Origin of the sequence: Candidatus Karelsulcia muelleri (assembly GCF_002243425.1) — a bacterium.
Lineage (GTDB): Bacteria > Bacteroidota > Bacteroidia > Flavobacteriales > Blattabacteriaceae > Karelsulcia > Karelsulcia muelleri_E.
Window position 1 is genome coordinate 186,833 of record NZ_CP021172.1, and the last position, 17,861, is coordinate 204,693.

The window sequence follows — 17,861 nt, forward strand, 5'->3', positions numbered from 1 at the left end:
TATGTCAGGAATAATAGGTAAAAATATTGGTATGACTAGTATGTATGATGAATCAGGATTTAATGTTCCATGTTCTATAATAGAAGCAGGTCCTTGTATTGTTTTACAAATAAAAACTAAAGAAAAAGATGGATACGATTCTTGTCAATTAGGTTTTGATGAAAAAAAATATAAAAACACAAATAAACCATTGTTATTTTTTTTTAAAAAATTTAAATCTACACCTAAAAAAAAAATATTTGAATTCCCTCTAAAAAGAAATCTAAAATCGGGAAATATAATAAAATTAAATTTTTTTCATGAAAATGAATTAGTTAATATTACTGGTCTTTCGAAAGGTAAAGGATTTCAAGGTGTTGTTAAACGTCATGGATTTTCAGGTGTAGGAGAAAGGTCTCATGGGCAACATAATAGGTCTAGAGCTCCTGGATCTATAGGAGCAGGTTCTGACCCTTCAAGAGTATTTAAAGGTACTAGAATGGCAGGTAGAATGGGTAATAAGAAAGTAACTCTAAAAAATAGAAAAATATTAAAAATAGATTTATTAAATAATTTTTTAATTATAAAAGGATCTGTTCCTGGGGCTAAAAATTCTTATCTAATAATAAAAAAACTCAAATGAAAATAACAATATTTAATAATTCTGGTCTAGAAACAGGTAGGTACTTAAAAGTAAATAAGTTTTTTCTAAAAAAAGAAAATAATAATATTTTATTTCTTGAAATAAAGAGATATTTATCTGCACAAAGACAGGGTACCAATAAATCTAAAGAAAGAAGTGAAATTACAGGAAGTACAAAAAAAATTCAACGTCAAAAGGGAAGTGGGAATGCAAGAAAAGGAGATATAAAAAACCCTATCTTTAGATCTGGTGGGCGAATTTTTGGTCCTAAACCAAGAAATTTTAATATAAAAATTAATAATAAGTCTAAATTTTTAGCAAAAAAAACTATACTTAATTTTAAGTTAAGAACCAATAAGATAAAAGTTATAGAAGATTTTAAATTTAATATTATTAAAACTAAATTAGTATTTAAAATTTTCAATAGATTAAATTTTAATCTAAAAAAATCATTAATTATTTATAATAAAATAAATGATAATTTTTTTTTTTCATCTAGAAATTTAAAATTTACTAATTTTTTATCAATTAATGAATTAAATAGTTATGAATTAGCAAATTCAGACTATTTAGTTTTTTTCGAAAGTGCTATAAAAAAAATATTAAAAGATGTTTGTTAAAACCAATATCTCAAATTTATATTTGATTTCTAATCAAAATTATTTGAAATTTTATTTATTTTTTTCTAAAAAAGATATTATTAATTATATAAAGAAAATATATCAAATTCCTGTTTCTGAAGTAAATACTCAGATTTTGTATAAAAAACGTATTTTTAAAAAAAATAGTAAAACTAACTTTAAAGGTAAATATAATATCTTTAAAGGTAAATATAATATCTTTAAAAAAGTCTTTTTAAGATTATATAAAAATAAATATGTAATATGTCAATAAAAAAAACTAAACCTATAACTTCTAGTCAAAGATTTAAAGTTATAAATACATTTAAAGAAATAACAAAAAAAAATCCTGAAAAAACTCTTTCTAGAGGTAAAAAAAAAACAGGAGGTAGAAATAATTCTGGAAAAATAACTATAAGATATTTAGGTGGGGGGCATAAAAAAAAATATAGAATTATAGATTATAAAAGGAATAAATTTGGTATACCTGCTATTATAAAACATATTGAATATGATCCTAATAGATCATGTTTGATTTATCTTCTTTTTTATATAGATGGAGAAAAAAGATATATACCATCAATTAATGGTTTAAATATAGGTAATAAAATTTTATCAGATAAAAAAACTACTATAGAATTAGGAAATGCTATGTATATAATGAATATCCCTTTAGGGACTATAATTTCTTGTGTAGAACTGATTCCTGGTAAAGGAGCAATATTAGCACGTAGTGCTGGTTCATATGCACAATTAATTGCGAAATCAAAAAAATTTGCTACAATTAAATTACCTTCTGGAGAAAAACGTATGGTATTATCAACATGTATGGCAACTATAGGATCTATTTATAATTCTGATCATAAATTAGAAATGGATGGTAAAGCAGGAAGAAAACGTTGGTTAGGTAGAAAACCAAGAACTAGAGGAGTAGCCATGAATCCTGTAGATCATCCGATGGGCGGTGGTGAAGGAAAATCATCTGGAGGACATCCCAGAAACAGAAATTGTATTCCTTCTAATGGATTTAAAACACGCAATAAAAAAAAAATTACAAATAAATATATAATAAAAAAATAAAATTATTATGCCACGTTCCTTAAAAAAAGGTCCATATGTTAATTATAAATTAATAAAAAAAATTATTTTAAATAATTTGAACTTAAAAAAAAAAAAAATTATAAAGACTTGGTCTAGATCATCTACTATTACTCCTGAGTTTATTGGAAACACAATAGCAGTTCATAATGGTAAAATTTTTATTCCAATATATATATCTGAAAATCTGGTGGGTCATAAATTAGGAGAATTTGCACCTACTAGAATTTTTAGAGGCCATTCAGGATCAAAAAAAAAAACAAAAAAATAATTTAGTAATGGAATCAAATAATTATATTAATTTTTTTTTTAAAAAAAAAAAATATACTAGATCAGTAACTGATGTTAGCAATCTTTATTGTTCTCCACGTAAATTACGTTTAGTTGCAGATATTATTCGTAATAAAAAAGTAGAATATTCTTTATATATACTTAAAAATATAAAAAATAAAGGGGGGGGTATAATAAATAAAATATTATTATCAGTAATTTCTAATTGGAAAAATCAAAATTATGAAAATAATATAAATAATTATAATATTTATATAGAAAAAGTATTAATAAACCAAGGATATCAATTAAAAAAAATTCGTCCTGCTCCACAAGGACGAGGTAATCAAGTAAGAAAAAGATATAGTAATCTAAAAATTATTATAAATAGTAAATTTAATAATTATGGGACATAAAGTAAACACATTATCTAATCGATTAGGATTAATTGTTGGATGGCAATCGTTATGGTATAGTCATTATCCAGAAAGAATAAAAGAAGATTTTAATATAAGAAAATATTTAGAAAATCGTTTATCAAAAGCTAATATATCTAGAATCTATATTGAAAGATCCTTAAATAGAGTTATTATAACTATATCTAGTTCCCGTCCGTCAATTATAATAGGTAAAGGAGGGTCTGAAATAGATAAATTAAAAAAAGAATTAAATATTTTTAAATATAAAAAAATTCAAATAAATATTTTTGAAATAAAAAAACCAGAATTAGATGCTGTTTTAGTTTCTAAAAGTATAGCTAGTCAATTAGAAAATAGAGGTTCTTATAAGAAAGCAATTAAAATATGCATATCTGCTGCTTTGCAGGTTAATGCAGAAGGGATAAAAATAAAAATATCAGGGCGTCTTAATGGAGCAGAAATGGCTCGTAAAGAAACTTATAAAGAAGGTAGAATTCCTTTATCAACTTTTAGGGCTGATATAGATTATCATATGACGGAAGCTCATACAAATTATGGAATAATAGGTATAAAAGTATGGATTATGAAAGGAGAAATTTATGGAAAAAAGAATCTATTTAATATTTTTAAATTAAAATACAAAAAGAAAAAAGTATCAGATGGATCATATTATGAATTAGATGGATTAAGTAAAAAAAACAAACTGTAATGTTACAACCTAAAAAAACTAAATATGATAAACAACATAAAGGTCGTATAAAAGGTAATGCTACAAGAGGAACAAAATTATGTTTTGGAAAATATGGTATCAAATCATTAGATCCAGGATGGATTACAGATAGACAAATAGAGTCTGCTAGGGTTGCTGCAACACGTTATCTTAAAAGACAAGGTAAATTATGGTTAAATATATTTCCTGATAAACCTGTAACTAAAAAACCTCAAGAAGTTCGTATGGGTAAAGGTAAAGGTGGAAGAGATCATTGGGTCTCAGTAGTAAAACCAGGAAGAGTATTAATTGAAGTAGATGGTGTTGATTTCTTTATGGGTAAAGAAGCGCTTAGATTAGCTTCTCAAAAATTACCAGTAAGAACAAAATTTATAATTAAAAATGCGTAAATATAAAAAAAAAAAATATAAAATAGGAATTGTTATTAGCAATAAGATGAAAAAAACAATAATTATATCTGAAACAAAGAGAATAAAACATCCTTATTATAAAAAAGTAATTTTTAAAAAAAAAAAATATTATGTTCATGATGAATATAATATTTCAAATGAAGGTGATTTAGTAAAAATTATTGAGACTAGACCTTTAAGTAAGCAAAAATTTTGGAGATTATTAAAAATTGTAAAAAAAAAATAATAAATTCTTATGTTACAACAAGAATCAAGAATTAGAGTAGCAGATAATTCTGGAGCTAAAGAAGTTTTATTAATAAGAGTTTTGGGAGGTACAAGAAAAAAATATGCCTATATAGGAGACACAATAATAGTTTCTATAAAAGAAGCAATAGCAGGATCTAGTGTAAAAAAGGGACAATTATATAAAGCAGTTGTCGTAAGAACAAAAAAAAAAATAAGACGTAAAGATGGATCTTATATTAGATTTGATGATAATGCATGTGTATTATTAACTAATACAGGAGAAATGAAAGGAACCCGGATTTTTGGACCAGTTTCTAGAGAATTAAGAGATAAAGAATATACTAAAATTGTATCATTAGCTACAGAAGTATTATGAATAATGTGGTAAGGAATAGGAATGGAATTCCTATGAAAAATATTATTAAAATTAAAACTAAAGTAACAATGAATTATTGTCCAAGACCTAAATCTTTATATAAGAAAAAAATAATTAATAAATTAATAGAAAAATTTAATTATAAAAGTGTTATGCAAGTTCCTAAGCTTAAAAAAATAGTAATTAATCAAGGAATTAATGTATTAATTTCTGATAATAAAACTATAAATAATGCTATAAATAATATTACTGCAATAACTGGTCAAAAAGCGATTTATTGTTTATCAAAACGTGATGAATCTGGTTTTAAATTAAGAAAAGGAACACCTATCAGTATTAAAGTAACTTTAAGAAGAGATATTATGTATGAATTTTTAGATAGGTTAATTAACATAGCTTTACCTAGAGTTCGAGATTTTGTAGGAGTAAATAAAAATAGTTTTGATGGAGAAGGAAACTATAATTTAGGTATTTCTGAGCAAATTATATTTCCAGAAATAAATACTGATTCTCTCAAAAATCATTTTGGTATGAATATAACATTTGTTACTTCATCTAAGAAGAATAAAGAAGCTAAATATTTATTATATTTATTTGGGTTACCTTTTAAAACAAAAAAAAATGTCTAAAGAATCTATAAAAGCAAGACAAAAAAAGCGTCAAATAATGGTGTTAAAATATGCAAAAAAACGTAATATTCTAAAATTAAATAGAGATTATGAAGGGTTACAAAAATTACCAAGAAATTCATCTCCGATACGTCTGCATAATTTATGTTCTTTAACTGGAAGAACAAAAGGATATATGAGAAAATTTGGTATATCACGTATTGAATTTAGACGGTTAGCATCTCAAGGTTTTATACCAGGTATTGTTAAAGCAAGTTGGTAATTATGATTACAGATCCAATAGCTGATTGTTTAACTAGAATTAGAAACGGATATTTATCAAATCTTCTGATAATAGAAATTCCATATTCAAAAATAAAAAAAAACATAATTAAAATATTATATAATCAAGGTTTTATATCAAGTTATAAAATAGAAAAAATTAATAACTATAAATTACTTATAAAAGTAGCTTTAAAATATAATAAATATACAGGTACATCTGTAATAAAATGTATTAAAAGAATTAGTAAACCGAGTTTAAGAAAATATTGTAATTATACAAATATACCTCGTGTTCTTAATGGATTAGGAATTGCAATTATATCTACTCCTAAAGGTCTGATGACTGATAAAATAGCACGTAAAAAAAAAATTGGAGGAGAAATAATATGTTATATTTATTAAAATAAAAATAAACTATGTCTAGAATTGGTAATATTCCAGTATTAATACCTAATAATGTTTTTGTTAAAAAACAAGATAATATAATTTATATAAATGGACCTTTAGGTAAATTAAATAAAAAAATTATAGGTGATATTAATATTATTATAAATAATAATAATATTATTGTTAAAAGAAAACATAACGATAAAAAAAATCGGGCTTTACATGGATTATATCGTATGTTGATATATAATATGATAAAAGGTGTATATAATGGATTTAAAAAAAAATTAGAATTAATAGGGGTTGGATTTAGAGCAAATATTAATAAGAATAATAGCCAAATTTTATATTTAAATATAGGATATTCTCATAATATAATTATAAAATTACCTAAATCTATTACTTTAGAAGTAAAAATGGAAAAAAATAAAAATACTCAGATTATTTTAAAATCTTATGATAAACAATTATTAGGGATAGTTGCGGCAAAAATAAGATCTTTAAGAAAACCTGATCCCTATAAAGGAAAAGGAATTCGTTATATAAATGAATATGTTATTAAAAAAACAGGTAAATCTGCTAAATAAATTATTATGATATTAAAAAAAAAATCTTTAATTAGAAAAAAAATCTTTGGTTTTTTAGAAAAACCAAGAGTTTCAATATTTAGAAGTAATAAACATATATATGCTCAAGTAATAGATGATTATAAAGGTAATACTTTAATTTCTGCATCATCAAAAAAACTTTTAAAGTTTTATAAAAACAGAAGAGAAAAAAAAATAACAAAAAAAGAATTATCTTATAAGATAGGAAACCTATTAGGTAATCTAATTAAATCTTATGGAATAACTAAAATTATATTTGATAGAAATGGATATATATATCATGGAAGAGTAAAAGCTTTAGCCAAAGGCTTAAGAAATGTAGGATTACAATTTTAAATTTTTATGACCGTTTTAAAAAAAAATGAAAAAAGAAAACTAGAACTAAAAGAAAAATTAGTTATGGTAAATAGAGTTTGTAAAGTTACTAAAGGTAGAAGATATTTTAGTTTTACTGCTTTAGTAATAGCAGGAGATGAAAATGGAGTTGTAGGTTATGGTTTTGGAAAAGCAAAAGAAGCACAAGATGCAATATATAAGGCAGGTGAAAAAGCTAAAAAGAAATTATTAAAAATAAATATTATTAAAGGAGGTACAATACCTCATGAACAAGAAGCCAAATATTGTGGAGCACGTGTATTTATTTGTCCTGCTTCAAAAGGAACTGGAATAATTGCTGGTGGTGCTGTAAGATCAGTTTTAGAAGCGGTTGGATTAACAAATGTGTTATCTAAATCAAAAGGATCTTCTAATAAAATTAATTGTATAAAAGCCACAATATTAGCTTTATCTAAACTTAGAACAGTAAATACTATAGCTCTAGAAAGAGGAATATCTATAAGTAAAATACTAAACGGATAATAATTATTAAAAAACACTTTTATTAGCTTTAGGATAATGATATTAAATTATTTAAACAATAAATATGTATCTGTAAAAACAAAAAAAAGATTAGGTAGAGGTAAAGGGTCTGGAAAAGGTGGAACGTGTACTAAAGGACATAAAGGAGCAAAATCTCGTTCAGGAAATTCTAAAAAAATAGGTTTTGAAGGAGGTCAAATGCCATTACAAAGAAGAATTCCAAAATTTGGATTCAAAAGAAAAAAAAAAAAAGATTATATCTTAAATCTAGATACAATCCAAGATTTAAGAAATCTTGGTAAGATAAAAAAAAAACTAAATAGAGATATTTTATTTAAAAACCAAAAACTAAAAATCTTAGGAAGAGGAAAATTAACATATAAAATAAATATAACTGCTAATAAATTTAGCAAAAAAGCATATGAATGTATTAAAAATAATTGTGGTAATATAATCATTTTATGAATCATAATCTTATAATAAATTTATTTAATAAAATAGATTTTATATCAAAAATATATTATACCTTATTTATTATAATAATATATCGTTTGGGATCTTTTATACCTATTCCTTTTATAAATAATAATTTTTTTAAACTAAATCCTAGTTATAAAGGAATAATTCATTTTTTAACTCCAGGAGGTAATACGATTTTATCTTTAGGAATTATGCCTTATATATCAGCCTCAATATTAACACAATTAATGTGTTATATGTTTCCGTATTTATATAAAATACAACAAGATGGTGAAATAGGAATAAAAAAAATAAATAATATTACTAAAGTATTAACGATATTAATATCATTAATACAAGCTCCTGTGTATATTACACTACTTATTAGTAATAAGATTAAAGAAAATCCTGAATTTTATAATTTAATACATTGTAAAAAAATATTGATGATTACATCAATAATCTGTATAACTACAGGTACATTTTTTACAATGTGGTTAGGAGAAAAAATTAATGAAAAAGGAATAGGTAATGGTAACTCATTAATACTAATGAGTGGAATATTATCTCGTTTGATATATTCTATAATATCTGAAATTTTCAATCGTATAAAAAATAATAATAAATTATTAGGTATAATCATATTATTGTTTGAATTATTTATTTGGTTATTAATTATTGGTATTTCTATAATCATAATTAATTATGTAAAAAAAATACATATACAATATATAAATAAATTTGATTTAAATAATTATTCTTCTAATATAGAAGAAATCTATCTAAGAAATGAGATTAAATTTATTACTTTAAAAGTAGTTTATCCAGGAGTTATGCCTATAATCTTTTCACAAGGGATATTATTAATAACAATTTTTAATAAAATAAATAACCTTCAATATATTAATAATATATATGGTATATGGTATAATATATTATATAGTATATTAATAATAATTATTACGTTTTTTTATACATTTTTATCTATTCCTGTTAATAAAATTTCATATGATTTAAAGATCAATGGAGTATATATTCCAAATAGAAAACCAGGTAAAGATACTTGTTTTTTTTTAAAAAAAATTGTATCACAAATATATTTTCCGGGATCATTATTATTAGTAATAATAGCTTTATTACCGTCAATATTTCTATCATTGGGGGGGGATAAAAATTTGTATTTATTTTTTGGAGGGACTACAATAATAATTATAGTAGGAGGATTATTAGATATAAAATATACTATAAATAGTTATCTATTAAAATATAAAAATAATGGCAAAAGAACAACATATTGAAGTAGATGGAATAGTAATCAATGCATTACCTAATGCAATGTTTAAAGTAGAATTAGAAAATAAATGTATTGTTACCTGTAATATTACCGGTAAGATTAGAATGAATTATATTAAAATTTTACAAGGTGATAAAGTTCGTTTACAAATGTCTTCTTACGATTTAAGTAAAGCTAGAATAATATATAGATATTAATATGAAAAAGGTAACGTCTTTAAAAAAGAGAAGTGACAATTGTAAAATTGTTAAACGTAAAGGTTGTTTAAGAATTATTAATAAATTAAATCCTAAATTTAAACAAAAACAAGGTTAATGGCTATAGTTTCAGGTATAGAAATTCCAAATAATAAAATAGGACTAATAGCTCTTACTTATATATTTGGAATAGGTATTAGTACATCTAAAAGAATCTTTAAAGATACAGGTATTGATGAAAATCTAAAAGTTAGAAACTGGTCAGATGAAGATATAAATAAAATAAGAAAATATATATCTTCTAATATAAGAATAGAAGGAGAATTAAGGTTTGAAATACAATTAGATATAAAAAGAATGATCGAAATAGGATGTTATAGAGGAATACGTCATAGAATAGGATTACCTGTAAGGGGTCAAAAAACTAAAAATAATTGTAGAACAAGAAAAGGAAAAAAGAAAACAGTTGCAAATAAAAAAAACAAATAAATGGAAAAAACTTTTAGAAAAAAAAAATATTATCTAGGAGAAGCTCATATTAAATCAACATATAATAATATTATAATAACATTAACAAATAAAAAAGGAGATGTTATTGCATGGTCTTCAGCAGGTAAAATGGGATTTAAAGGTTCTAAAAAAAATACGCCATATGCAGCTCAAATAACTGCAGAAGATGTGGCTGAAAAAGTATTAAATGCTGGAATAAAAAAATTAGAGGTAATAGTAAAGGGTCCGGGTTCAGGAAGAGATGCTGCTATTCGTGCATTAGTAAATCAAAATTTAATTTTATTAGTAATAAAAGATATGACCCCTATTCCCCATAATGGATGTAGACCTCCTAAAAAAAGAAGAATTTAAATTCTTAATATAAAAATTATTAAAATAATAATTATTAAAATAATGGCAAGATATATAGGACCAAAAACTAAAATTTCCCGTAAATTTGGAGAATTAATATATGGAAAGACTAATAAAAGTTTTGAAAAAAAAAAAAATACACCTGGTAAACATGCTAATAGTAGAAATATAAAAAAAACATTTTATTCAACTCAATTGTTGGAAAAACAAAAAATTAAATATACTTATGGTATATTAGAAAGACAATTTCTAAAAATGTTTTATAAAGCTTCAAAAAAAAAAGGAATTAAAGGTGAGATACTTTTACAATTATGTGAATCTAGGTTAGATAATATTGTTTATAGATTAAACCTCTCACATTCTAGACCTGAAGCAAGACAATTAGTATCACATCGTCATATTACTGTGAATGGTAAAATTGTAAATATACCTTCTTTTAATTTAAAACCAGGAGATAAAATTTCTTTAAAAGAAAAACATAAAGCAAATAAATTATTAGGCTTAGGCTCAGACTGGTTAAGTTGGGATAATGAGAAAATGATAGGTATCTTTAAATATATTCCAAAAAGAAAACAAATTACTGATAATATTAATGAAAAATTAATAGTTGAATTATATTCTAAATAATATAGTTAAAAATTTAATATAAAATGTTTTTTTTAAAATTTAAACAATCAAAAAATTTAAGAGTATTAAAATTAACTCCTGAAGAAGGATTATTTAAAATCGAACCGTTATTTCCTGGATGGGGAGTAACAATTGGAAATACTTTTAGAAGAGTGCTTTTATCTTCTTTAGAAGGATATGCAATATCGTCAGTTAAAATTGAAGGAGTAAATAATGAATTTTCTACGATAAGAGGGGTAATAGAAGATATGACAGAAATTATTTTAAATCTGAAAAAAGTACGTTTTAAAAAAAACAAAAAAAAAGAAAATTTTGAATCAGAAGTATTTCATATGATAATATCTAATGATAAAGAAGAAATAACTGCTGGTGATTTAGGAAAATATATTAATAAATTTGATATATTAAATCCTGATTTAATCATTTTAAATAAACAAAAATTAATATCTTTAGATATAACTATTGTAATAAAAAAAGGTATAGGTTATGTACCTTCAGAAGAAAATAAAGAAAATTTGATAGGATCAATTCCAATGGATTCTATATTTACTCCTATAAAGAATGTAAAATATAAAATAGATAACTGTAGTATAAATAAAAATTCAAACTATGAAAGTTTGTTATTAGAAATAAAAACTGATGGGTCTCTAAATCCTAGAGATGCATTAACCAATGCCTCTAATATATTAATACAACATTTAAAAATGTTTAGATATGAGACACGGAAAAAAAAATAATCATTTAGGAGTAAAGAGTTCTCATCGTAAATCAATGTTATCGAATATGGCTTTTTCTCTTCTAAAGAATAAGAGAATTATGACTACTTTAGCAAAAGCTAAAGCATTAAGAAATTATATTGAGCCTTTACTCACGAAAAGTAAAAAAAATACAATTCATTATAGACGTATAATTTATAAAAATTTTAATAATACTGTTTTAGAACTTTTAGAAAAAATATCATCAAAAATATATAATCGTACTGGAGGTTATACAAGAATTATCAAAACTGGATTTCGTGTAGGTGATTCTTCAGAAACTGCAATAATTGAATTAGTTGATTATAATAATCATTATTATAAAAATTATGCAGCAGGTAGTTTTAAAATACCTTTATAAACAAAGTTAACCTCCCCCTTTAAGAAAATTTCTTTATAAGATTTAAGTAGTTTTTCAAACTTAACTTGTAAAGTTCCTCCTAAGGTTTGGACTATAATTTTATTATATAATAATTTTTTAATATTATAAGCTGCAATTGCAGAAGCAGTTACTCCAGTCCCACAGGAGTAAGTTTCATTTTCAACCCCACGTTCATAAGTTCTAACATTTAAAATGTTTTTTTTTACTTTAACAAAATTAACATTTACTCCTTTTTTTATATATTTTTGATTAAATCGTATTTTGATACCTTTATTATATACATTTAGATAATTTTTCTTATCTATAAATAGAATATGATGAGGAGATCCTGTATTTATATATATATGTTTTTTATATACTTCCACAAGTTCAATATTTTTCAGATTTAATGACACAATATTTTTTGTTATTGATGCATAATGAGAACCATCTATTGTTTTAAATAATGTATTAGTATTATTTATAATACCTATTTTTTTTGCAAAATGTACAGAACATCTTCCTCCATTTCCACACATAGTTCCTTCTTTTCCATCAGAATTATAGTATTTCATATAAAAATCATATTTTTTAATTTTCTCAATTAAAATTAGACCATCAGCCCCAATTCCCAAATTTCTATTACACATGTTTTTAATTATTTTTTCACTTAAAAGAAATAATTTTTCAGTATTATTAATTATAATAAAATCATTTCCTGTTGCTTTATATTTAAAAAATATAATTTTCATATTTTTTTTATTTAAAAAATATAAATGAATGAATATCATATTCCTGTTTTATTAGATGAGATATTGTCTTTCTTAGTTAAAGAAAAAAATGGTATTTATATAGATACTACTTTTGGTGGTGGAGGGCATTCTTTATCATTATTAAATAAATTAAGTAATAAAGGTAGGGTAATTGCTTTTGATAAAGATATATATTCTATAAAAAATAATAAGATTATTGATGCAAGATTTAATCTTATTAAGACAAATTATAGATTTATAAAAAAAAAAATAAAATTATTTAATATTAATAAGGTATCTGGTATATTAGCTGATTTAGGAATTTCTTCTCATCAAATAAATTCTCCAAAAAGAGGATTTTCAATTAGATATAATAGTATATTAGATATGAGAATGGATACTTATAATAAGATTAATGCCCAACATATAATAAATAATTATTCATATAATGAATTATATAATCTATTAATTAGATTTGGAGAAGTAAAAAATGCAAAGAATATATCAAAATTAATTCTAAAACATAGAAAAAAAAAATATATCAAATATACATTTGATCTAATCAATCTTTTAAATTTTTTTTATAAAAAAAAAAATAAATTTTTATCAAAAATATTTAAATCTATTCGAATAGAAGTAAATGATGAAATCAATGCATTAAAGGATTTATTAAAAAACTCTTTATCAATATTAAAACCTGGAGGTAGAATTGCTGTGATCTCTTATCATTCTATAGAAGATAGAATTGTAAAAAAATTTTTAAAAACTGGAAATTTTAATGGAATAGTTCCATATGATGAATATGGGAATAATTTATCACCTTTAATTCTTTTAGAACCTAGAATAATTTTTTCTTCTAAAAAAGAAAAAAAAGAAAATAACAGATCAAGAAGTGCTATATTAAGAATAGCGGAAAAAAAAATATAACTTTTTTATTATAAATAAAAATCTAAAAACATACTAATAAGCCGGATTATGTTATTTAATATTTTTTTTATCATTTATCTGTGATAAAAGTTACCTTTTACCTATATCTGCCCACCCCCCAAATTAATAGTTAAAGGGAAAACTACACTTTTTTTAAAAAAAAGTATCTGGTATACATGGCATTTCACAACACAGAGTTTACAATATTTCACTACAGCCAAACTGTACTTTATTTCTGTTGCACAATTCCTCATCTTACGATGGACGGTTATTACCCGATGTGTTCCCTTAATGTGTCCGGACTTTCCTCATTTTATTTAAAATATAAATAAATGCGATAAAGTAGTCTACTTTTCTTTTTTTATTAAGATTGGTTATAATTTATAAAAATATTTCCAGCATAATATTTAAAAGTAAGATAAGAGTCTCTGTAATCACAAAATATATATCCTGTAAAACAATAATTCTTTACTAAAGAAATAGTTTTTTCCCAATTACAATCTTCATATAGATAAACAGTTAGGGCCTTCATCAATCACAGTTTCTAACTATCACATTTACCACCAATAATAATATTACAATTATTCTCATTCTATAGATGAATTAATATTTTCTATTAATTTTTAGTTTCTATTAATTTTTAGACTTGTTTTCCATAAATATTTATAAGCTCTAGACACATTTATTTGGGATTCAAAAGCTCCATCTAAAAGTGCTTTAGATACTTCTTTTGGATTTGAATTAGGATGTACCCATATAAAATTTTTATAAAAATATTTAAAAACAGAGCCTGTTACTCCTGAAAAATTAGGATGTTTTAATATCACATTTGATGTTGTTTTACAATTTGTTAATAAACAATTAATTACCCCATCAGGTAATCCAGATTTTTTAAAAATTTCCATTAAAACATTTGTATAATATAATTGTTTTTCAGATGGGATCCATAATCCAACATTTCCCATAAGGGCTGGTAAAGATATATAAGTAAAATGAAATGGTGTTATAGCAACAACAAATCCTAAACGAGATTTCTCATTAAATATTTTATTTGCATAAAATACATTAAATCTTAAAAAAGATATTAATTCACAAGCTGTGTCAGACTTATTTTTAGATTGACATATCATTGTTGCGGCATTAATTATAGATCTATATGGACCAGAAATTAAATCAGCTGCTTTTAAAAAAATATAAGCTCTATCTGCCCAAGATATATTTGACCAATATTTATGAACTGATAAAGATGAATTAATTGCATTATGAATATCTTTTTCTGATCCTTCATGCCAATATCCTATAATTTTTTTATTTTGGGTATAAATAGGATGTTTAATCCCACTAAAAATTTTTTCATTTCCAATATATTGAGGAATATCTATTTTAGAATTAAACATTTCATCATAATTTTTTTTTATCTCTATACGAGATAAGATATATGCATTTACTTTAAACATAAATAAATTTATATTATTTGACTTCCATAAGAGGATAATAAGGTTTTAAAATATCACCTATAGGATTATTTTTTTTTAAAATTTATTATTTTTTAATTTTTTATATTCGTTATTAAAATAGGTTATATCTCTAGTAGAAAGTTTTTTTACATTTACTTGTTTTAACAGAAAATTAGAAATTTTCTTTATACCTAAACATTCTTTAATAGTAGAATTAATTTGTTTACATAAACAAATGTCATAAGAAAATTTTACTTCAGTTTTAGATGGACTAATATTAAATTTACTAGGTTCCATAGTTAAAAAAATAAAATAAGAAGGATTATATTTTTTATTTATAAGGCCTTCATAAGAAGTAATGATAGCATCATGTATATTTTTATTTTTAATAAACCGTTTATTTAAAAATAAATATTGTTCTAATTTATTAGATTTGTAATATTTAGGGTTTGTTATGTAACCTTGTAATTTAACTAAATTAGTAGTTTTTTTTATTTTAATTAAAAATTTGTTTATTTTTTCCCCAAAAATCTGTATTATACGTTCTTTATATGAAGATGATTTTAAATCAAATAAAATTTTGTTATCATTTTCTAAATAAAAATTTATATCATTATGACTTAATACAAGTTTATAAAATTCATTAATAATATTTTTTAATTCTAATTTAGATGATTTTAAAAATTTTCTTTTAGCAGGAATATTATAAAATATATTTTTTATACATATGCTACACCCTTTATCCATTGCAATTGGCAATGGATTATATTTTAATTTTCCATTTTCTATAATAAGCCTTATTCCTAGATCTGATTCTATATATCTTGTCTCAATTTCTATCTGGGTTACAGAAGATATATAAGATAAAGCTTCTCCTCTAAATCCTTTAGTTGAAATCTTCAAAATATCTTCTATTTTATTTATTTTTGAAGTAGAATATCTCTCAAAACTTTTTATGGCATCATTTTTACTCATTCCTATACCATCATCTATAATATGTATTATATTTTTTCCTCCATTTTTTAATATGATTTTAATATTTTTTGCATAAGCATCTATAGAATTTTCTAAAATTTCTTTTAATATTGATGATGGATTATGTATTACATCTCCAGATGCTATTTTATTTGATACATTTTTTGATAAAAATTTGATTACATCAGTCATTTTATTATATATTTAAGTGGTTTGTAACATATAATATTGTGAAACTCTGGCAAAAAAATTTTGTACTTAATAAAGAAATAGAATTTTTTACAGTAGGAAAAGATAGATATTTAGATTTATTTTTAGCACCTCTTGACGTTATAGGTACATTAGCACATATAATAATGTTAGAAACAATAGGTGTATTAAACATTAACGAATTAAATTCTTTAATTAAAGAATTACATATTATTTATGATACAATCATATCTGGAAAATTTCAAATAGAGTATAATGTAGAAGATATACATTCTCAAATAGAATTAATGTTAACTAAACGTTTAGGAAAAATAGGTAAGAAAATACATAGTGGAAGATCTAGAAATGATCAAGTTTTATTAGATATAAAATTATTTATTCGTAAGAAAATACAAGAATTAGTATTTCTAATTAAAGATTTATTCAATGTCTTAATACATTTAAGTAATCGTTATAAACATATATTAATTCCTGGTTATACACATTATCAAATTGCTATGCCTTCTTCATTTGGTTTATGGTTTGCCTCTTATGCAGAAAGTCTTATAGACGATATTTTTTTCTTAAAAAGCGCATATAATATTTCTAATAAAAATCCTTTAGGTTCAGCAGCTGGATTTGGATCATCTTTTCCATTAAATCGGAAACTTACAACAGAGATTTTAGGTTTTGAAGATTTAAATTATAATGTAGTATATGCACAAATGTGTAGAGGTAAAACAGAACGTATAGTTTCACAAGCTATTTCATCAATAGCTAATACTATTAGTAAAATATCTCAAGATATATGTTTATATATGAGTAAGAATTTTGATTTTTTTTCTTTACCTGAAAATTTAACTACAGGATCTAGCATAATGCCACACAAAAAAAATCCAGATGTATTTGAATTAATAAGATCTAGATGTAATCAAATGATTTCTTTACCTAATCAAATATCAATTATAACTACTAATCTTCCTTCAGGATATCATAGAGATTTACAAACTATTAAAGAAATTTTTTTACCAGTATTTGATGAAATAAAAAAAATAATATTAATATTTACATATATGCTTAAAAAACTAATTATAAATAAAAATATAATATATGAAAATAAATATAAATATTTGTTTAGTGTAGAAGTTGTTAATTCTTTAGTTAAAGATGGGATTTCATTTAGAGAAGCATATAAAAAAGTGGGACTAGATATCCAAAAAGGAGATTTTACCCCTATTACTGATATAAAACATTCTCATGAAGGAAGTATAGGAAATTTATGTAATAAAAAACTAAAATATATAATGATAAAATTAATAACAAATTTTAAATTTGAGGCTGTTAATAACGCAATTAATAAATTATTAATAACAAAAAAGTGACCCCGAAGGGAGTTGAACCCCCAACCTTCTAATCCGTAGTTAGATACTCTATCCAATTAAGCTACGAGGCCTTTTTTACATTTAGTTAAAACATAATAAAATAATA

30 protein-coding genes, 1 tRNA gene and 1 other RNA gene are annotated in these 17,861 nt (G+C 22.9%); 27 read left to right on the forward strand and 5 right to left on the reverse strand.

Features of this window, described 5'->3' with window-relative positions; all coding sequences use genetic code 11:
• Nucleotide 1: 1 nt before the first annotated feature.
• The 25 genes from rplC (at nucleotide 2) to rplQ (ending at nucleotide 12,073) form a co-directional block, all read left to right on the forward strand.
• Nucleotides 2-622 carry a 50S ribosomal protein L3 gene (gene rplC, locus CA211_RS00975; RefSeq protein ID WP_094248604.1) on the forward strand — a complete coding sequence of 207 codons (621 nt, stop codon included), beginning with the start codon at nucleotides 2-4 and terminating at the stop codon, nucleotides 620-622.
• Complete coding sequence (gene rplD, locus CA211_RS00980; RefSeq protein ID WP_094248605.1) at nucleotides 619-1,242, forward strand: 50S ribosomal protein L4; 624 nt, start codon at nucleotides 619-621, stop codon at nucleotides 1,240-1,242. Before rplC ends, rplD begins: the two co-directional genes overlap by 4 nt.
• Nucleotides 1,232-1,516 (forward strand): hypothetical protein, encoded by a 285-nt coding sequence (locus CA211_RS00985; protein ID WP_237985482.1) that lies wholly within the window; start codon nucleotides 1,232-1,234, stop codon nucleotides 1,514-1,516. Before rplD ends, CA211_RS00985 begins: the two co-directional genes overlap by 11 nt.
• The gene (gene rplB, locus CA211_RS00990; protein WP_094248606.1) at nucleotides 1,507-2,322 is read left to right on the forward strand and encodes a 50S ribosomal protein L2; all 816 of its coding nucleotides are present in this window, start codon (nucleotides 1,507-1,509) and stop codon (nucleotides 2,320-2,322) included. The genes CA211_RS00985 and rplB overlap by 10 nt, the downstream gene beginning before the upstream one ends.
• A 7-nt stretch (nucleotides 2,323-2,329) precedes the next feature.
• On the forward strand, nucleotides 2,330-2,611 hold the full coding sequence (gene rpsS / locus CA211_RS00995) for a 30S ribosomal protein S19 (RefSeq protein WP_094248607.1): 282 nt from the start codon (nucleotides 2,330-2,332) through the stop codon (nucleotides 2,609-2,611).
• A 7-nt stretch (nucleotides 2,612-2,618) separates the two neighbouring features.
• Nucleotides 2,619-3,026: a large ribosomal subunit protein uL22 gene (locus CA211_RS01000; protein ID WP_094248608.1), complete on the forward strand. Its 408-nt coding sequence runs from the start codon at nucleotides 2,619-2,621 to the stop codon at nucleotides 3,024-3,026.
• Nucleotides 3,016-3,738: a 30S ribosomal protein S3 gene (gene rpsC, locus CA211_RS01005; RefSeq protein ID WP_094248609.1), complete on the forward strand. Its 723-nt coding sequence runs from the start codon at nucleotides 3,016-3,018 to the stop codon at nucleotides 3,736-3,738. The genes CA211_RS01000 and rpsC overlap by 11 nt, the downstream gene beginning before the upstream one ends.
• Nucleotides 3,738-4,148 (forward strand): 50S ribosomal protein L16, encoded by a 411-nt coding sequence (gene rplP / locus CA211_RS01010; protein WP_094248610.1) that lies wholly within the window; start codon nucleotides 3,738-3,740, stop codon nucleotides 4,146-4,148. Before rpsC ends, rplP begins: the two co-directional genes overlap by 1 nt.
• Nucleotides 4,141-4,395 carry a 30S ribosomal protein S17 gene (gene rpsQ / locus CA211_RS01015; protein WP_094248611.1) on the forward strand — a complete coding sequence of 85 codons (255 nt, stop codon included), beginning with the start codon at nucleotides 4,141-4,143 and terminating at the stop codon, nucleotides 4,393-4,395. Before rplP ends, rpsQ begins: the two co-directional genes overlap by 8 nt.
• A 9-nt stretch (nucleotides 4,396-4,404) precedes the next feature.
• Complete coding sequence (gene rplN / locus CA211_RS01020; protein WP_094248612.1) at nucleotides 4,405-4,773, forward strand: 50S ribosomal protein L14; 369 nt, start codon at nucleotides 4,405-4,407, stop codon at nucleotides 4,771-4,773.
• Between the two features lie 68 nt (nucleotides 4,774-4,841).
• Entirely contained in the window at nucleotides 4,842-5,402 is a 561-nt protein-coding gene (gene rplE / locus CA211_RS01025) for a 50S ribosomal protein L5 (protein ID WP_094248653.1), read from the forward strand.
• Nucleotides 5,395-5,664: a 30S ribosomal protein S14 gene (gene rpsN, locus CA211_RS01030; protein ID WP_094248613.1), complete on the forward strand. Its 270-nt coding sequence runs from the start codon at nucleotides 5,395-5,397 to the stop codon at nucleotides 5,662-5,664. The genes rplE and rpsN overlap by 8 nt, the downstream gene beginning before the upstream one ends.
• Nucleotides 5,665-5,666: 2 nt before the next feature.
• Complete coding sequence (gene rpsH / locus CA211_RS01035) at nucleotides 5,667-6,068, forward strand: 30S ribosomal protein S8 (protein WP_094248614.1); 402 nt, start codon at nucleotides 5,667-5,669, stop codon at nucleotides 6,066-6,068.
• A 14-nt stretch (nucleotides 6,069-6,082) separates the two neighbouring features.
• Nucleotides 6,083-6,640, forward strand: coding sequence for a 50S ribosomal protein L6 (rplF, locus tag CA211_RS01040; RefSeq protein WP_094248615.1), 558 nt, complete (start codon nucleotides 6,083-6,085; stop codon nucleotides 6,638-6,640).
• 6 nt (nucleotides 6,641-6,646) lie between these two features.
• A complete protein-coding gene (gene rplR / locus CA211_RS01045; RefSeq protein WP_094248616.1) occupies nucleotides 6,647-6,997 on the forward strand; it encodes a 50S ribosomal protein L18 in 351 nt (116 codons plus the stop codon).
• 6 nt (nucleotides 6,998-7,003) lie between these two features.
• Entirely contained in the window at nucleotides 7,004-7,519 is a 516-nt protein-coding gene (gene rpsE, locus CA211_RS01050) for a 30S ribosomal protein S5 (protein WP_094248617.1), read from the forward strand.
• Nucleotides 7,520-7,555: 36 nt separating this feature from the next.
• The gene (rplO, locus tag CA211_RS01055; RefSeq protein ID WP_094248618.1) at nucleotides 7,556-7,984 is read left to right on the forward strand and encodes a 50S ribosomal protein L15; all 429 of its coding nucleotides are present in this window, start codon (nucleotides 7,556-7,558) and stop codon (nucleotides 7,982-7,984) included.
• On the forward strand, nucleotides 7,981-9,276 hold the full coding sequence (locus CA211_RS01060) for a preprotein translocase subunit SecY (protein WP_094248619.1): 1,296 nt from the start codon (nucleotides 7,981-7,983) through the stop codon (nucleotides 9,274-9,276). Before rplO ends, CA211_RS01060 begins: the two co-directional genes overlap by 4 nt.
• Complete coding sequence (gene infA / locus CA211_RS01065) at nucleotides 9,254-9,469, forward strand: translation initiation factor IF-1 (RefSeq protein ID WP_007743732.1); 216 nt, start codon at nucleotides 9,254-9,256, stop codon at nucleotides 9,467-9,469. The genes CA211_RS01060 and infA overlap by 23 nt, the downstream gene beginning before the upstream one ends.
• A 1-nt stretch (nucleotide 9,470) precedes the next feature.
• Entirely contained in the window at nucleotides 9,471-9,587 is a 117-nt protein-coding gene (rpmJ, locus tag CA211_RS01070) for a 50S ribosomal protein L36 (protein ID WP_012220907.1), read from the forward strand.
• Complete coding sequence (gene rpsM / locus CA211_RS01075) at nucleotides 9,587-9,958, forward strand: 30S ribosomal protein S13 (protein ID WP_094248620.1); 372 nt, start codon at nucleotides 9,587-9,589, stop codon at nucleotides 9,956-9,958. The genes rpmJ and rpsM overlap by 1 nt, the downstream gene beginning before the upstream one ends.
• Nucleotides 9,959-10,330 (forward strand): 30S ribosomal protein S11, encoded by a 372-nt coding sequence (gene rpsK / locus CA211_RS01080; protein WP_094248621.1) that lies wholly within the window; start codon nucleotides 9,959-9,961, stop codon nucleotides 10,328-10,330.
• A 42-nt stretch (nucleotides 10,331-10,372) separates the two neighbouring features.
• On the forward strand, nucleotides 10,373-10,957 hold the full coding sequence (gene rpsD / locus CA211_RS01085) for a 30S ribosomal protein S4 (RefSeq protein ID WP_094248622.1): 585 nt from the start codon (nucleotides 10,373-10,375) through the stop codon (nucleotides 10,955-10,957).
• A 23-nt stretch (nucleotides 10,958-10,980) separates the two neighbouring features.
• Entirely contained in the window at nucleotides 10,981-11,694 is a 714-nt protein-coding gene (rpoA, locus tag CA211_RS01090) for a DNA-directed RNA polymerase subunit alpha (RefSeq protein WP_094248623.1), read from the forward strand.
• Nucleotides 11,672-12,073, forward strand: a complete 402-nt coding sequence (rplQ, locus tag CA211_RS01095; protein WP_094248624.1) for a 50S ribosomal protein L17 — start codon at nucleotides 11,672-11,674, stop codon at nucleotides 12,071-12,073. Before rpoA ends, rplQ begins: the two co-directional genes overlap by 23 nt.
• On the opposite strand, the gene dapF is transcribed toward rplQ, so the two are convergent.
• On the reverse strand, nucleotides 12,040-12,825 hold the full coding sequence (gene dapF / locus CA211_RS01100; RefSeq protein ID WP_094248654.1) for a diaminopimelate epimerase: 786 nt from the start codon (nucleotides 12,823-12,825) through the stop codon (nucleotides 12,040-12,042). The two genes, rplQ and dapF, sit on opposite strands and share 34 nt — an antisense overlap.
• 24 nt (nucleotides 12,826-12,849) lie before the next feature.
• Here dapF and rsmH point away from each other — a divergent pair, with 24 nt between their 5' ends.
• Nucleotides 12,850-13,752, forward strand: a complete 903-nt coding sequence (rsmH, locus tag CA211_RS01105; RefSeq protein ID WP_094248625.1) for a 16S rRNA (cytosine(1402)-N(4))-methyltransferase RsmH — start codon at nucleotides 12,850-12,852, stop codon at nucleotides 13,750-13,752.
• Nucleotides 13,753-13,773: 21 nt separating this feature from the next.
• Here the strand turns inward: rsmH and rnpB are convergent.
• The 3 genes from rnpB to mutL form a co-directional block, all read right to left on the reverse strand.
• An RNA gene (rnpB, locus tag CA211_RS01110) (RNase P RNA component class A) lies at nucleotides 13,774-14,106 on the reverse strand.
• Between the two features lie 269 nt (nucleotides 14,107-14,375).
• Nucleotides 14,376-15,209 (reverse strand): aldehyde dehydrogenase family protein, encoded by an 834-nt coding sequence (locus CA211_RS01115; RefSeq protein ID WP_237985483.1) that lies wholly within the window; start codon nucleotides 15,207-15,209, stop codon nucleotides 14,376-14,378.
• 75 nt (nucleotides 15,210-15,284) lie between these two features.
• Complete coding sequence (mutL, locus tag CA211_RS01120; RefSeq protein ID WP_094248626.1) at nucleotides 15,285-16,376, reverse strand: DNA mismatch repair endonuclease MutL; 1,092 nt, start codon at nucleotides 16,374-16,376, stop codon at nucleotides 15,285-15,287.
• A gap of 38 nt (nucleotides 16,377-16,414) precedes the next feature.
• Here mutL and argH point away from each other — a divergent pair, with 38 nt between their 5' ends.
• Nucleotides 16,415-17,755, forward strand: coding sequence for an argininosuccinate lyase (gene argH / locus CA211_RS01125; RefSeq protein ID WP_094248627.1), 1,341 nt, complete (start codon nucleotides 16,415-16,417; stop codon nucleotides 17,753-17,755).
• On the opposite strand, the gene CA211_RS01130 is transcribed toward argH, so the two are convergent.
• Nucleotides 17,753-17,826 (reverse strand) — tRNA-Arg (locus CA211_RS01130). The genes argH and CA211_RS01130 overlap by 3 nt on opposite strands.
• Nucleotides 17,827-17,861: the final 35 nt, after the last annotated feature.

Coding starts and splice junctions, on each gene's coding strand:
- rplN (WP_094248612.1), top strand. CDS start 4,405: ATGTTACAACAAGAATCAAGAATTAGAGTAGCAGATAATTCTGGAGCT.
- CA211_RS01115 (WP_237985483.1), bottom strand. CDS start 15,209: ATGTTTAAAGTAAATGCATATATCTTATCTCGTATAGAGATAAAAAAA.
- rpsK (WP_094248621.1), top strand. CDS start 9,959: ATGGAAAAAACTTTTAGAAAAAAAAAATATTATCTAGGAGAAGCTCAT.
- CA211_RS01000 (WP_094248608.1), top strand. CDS start 2,619: ATGGAATCAAATAATTATATTAATTTTTTTTTTAAAAAAAAAAAATAT.
- rpoA (WP_094248623.1), top strand. CDS start 10,981: ATGTTTTTTTTAAAATTTAAACAATCAAAAAATTTAAGAGTATTAAAA.
- rplF (WP_094248615.1), top strand. CDS start 6,083: ATGTCTAGAATTGGTAATATTCCAGTATTAATACCTAATAATGTTTTT.
- CA211_RS00985 (WP_237985482.1), top strand. CDS start 1,232: ATGTTTGTTAAAACCAATATCTCAAATTTATATTTGATTTCTAATCAA.
- rplB (WP_094248606.1), top strand. CDS start 1,507: ATGTCAATAAAAAAAACTAAACCTATAACTTCTAGTCAAAGATTTAAA.
- rplD (WP_094248605.1), top strand. CDS start 619: ATGAAAATAACAATATTTAATAATTCTGGTCTAGAAACAGGTAGGTAC.
- infA (WP_007743732.1), top strand. CDS start 9,254: ATGGCAAAAGAACAACATATTGAAGTAGATGGAATAGTAATCAATGCA.
- rpsE (WP_094248617.1), top strand. CDS start 7,004: ATGACCGTTTTAAAAAAAAATGAAAAAAGAAAACTAGAACTAAAAGAA.
- rplP (WP_094248610.1), top strand. CDS start 3,738: ATGTTACAACCTAAAAAAACTAAATATGATAAACAACATAAAGGTCGT.
- rsmH (WP_094248625.1), top strand. CDS start 12,850: ATGAATGAATATCATATTCCTGTTTTATTAGATGAGATATTGTCTTTC.
- rplC (WP_094248604.1), top strand. CDS start 2: ATGTCAGGAATAATAGGTAAAAATATTGGTATGACTAGTATGTATGAT.
- rpsC (WP_094248609.1), top strand. CDS start 3,016: ATGGGACATAAAGTAAACACATTATCTAATCGATTAGGATTAATTGTT.
- dapF (WP_094248654.1), bottom strand. CDS start 12,825: ATGAAAATTATATTTTTTAAATATAAAGCAACAGGAAATGATTTTATT.
- rplO (WP_094248618.1), top strand. CDS start 7,556: ATGATATTAAATTATTTAAACAATAAATATGTATCTGTAAAAACAAAA.
- rpsM (WP_094248620.1), top strand. CDS start 9,587: ATGGCTATAGTTTCAGGTATAGAAATTCCAAATAATAAAATAGGACTA.
- rpsQ (WP_094248611.1), top strand. CDS start 4,141: ATGCGTAAATATAAAAAAAAAAAATATAAAATAGGAATTGTTATTAGC.
- CA211_RS01060 (WP_094248619.1), top strand. CDS start 7,981: ATGAATCATAATCTTATAATAAATTTATTTAATAAAATAGATTTTATA.
- rpmJ (WP_012220907.1), top strand. CDS start 9,471: ATGAAAAAGGTAACGTCTTTAAAAAAGAGAAGTGACAATTGTAAAATT.
- rpsS (WP_094248607.1), top strand. CDS start 2,330: ATGCCACGTTCCTTAAAAAAAGGTCCATATGTTAATTATAAATTAATA.
- rpsN (WP_094248613.1), top strand. CDS start 5,395: ATGTCTAAAGAATCTATAAAAGCAAGACAAAAAAAGCGTCAAATAATG.
- rpsH (WP_094248614.1), top strand. CDS start 5,667: ATGATTACAGATCCAATAGCTGATTGTTTAACTAGAATTAGAAACGGA.
- mutL (WP_094248626.1), bottom strand. CDS start 16,376: ATGACTGATGTAATCAAATTTTTATCAAAAAATGTATCAAATAAAATA.
- rplQ (WP_094248624.1), top strand. CDS start 11,672: ATGAGACACGGAAAAAAAAATAATCATTTAGGAGTAAAGAGTTCTCAT.
- rplR (WP_094248616.1), top strand. CDS start 6,647: ATGATATTAAAAAAAAAATCTTTAATTAGAAAAAAAATCTTTGGTTTT.
- rpsD (WP_094248622.1), top strand. CDS start 10,373: ATGGCAAGATATATAGGACCAAAAACTAAAATTTCCCGTAAATTTGGA.
- rplE (WP_094248653.1), top strand. CDS start 4,842: ATGAATTATTGTCCAAGACCTAAATCTTTATATAAGAAAAAAATAATT.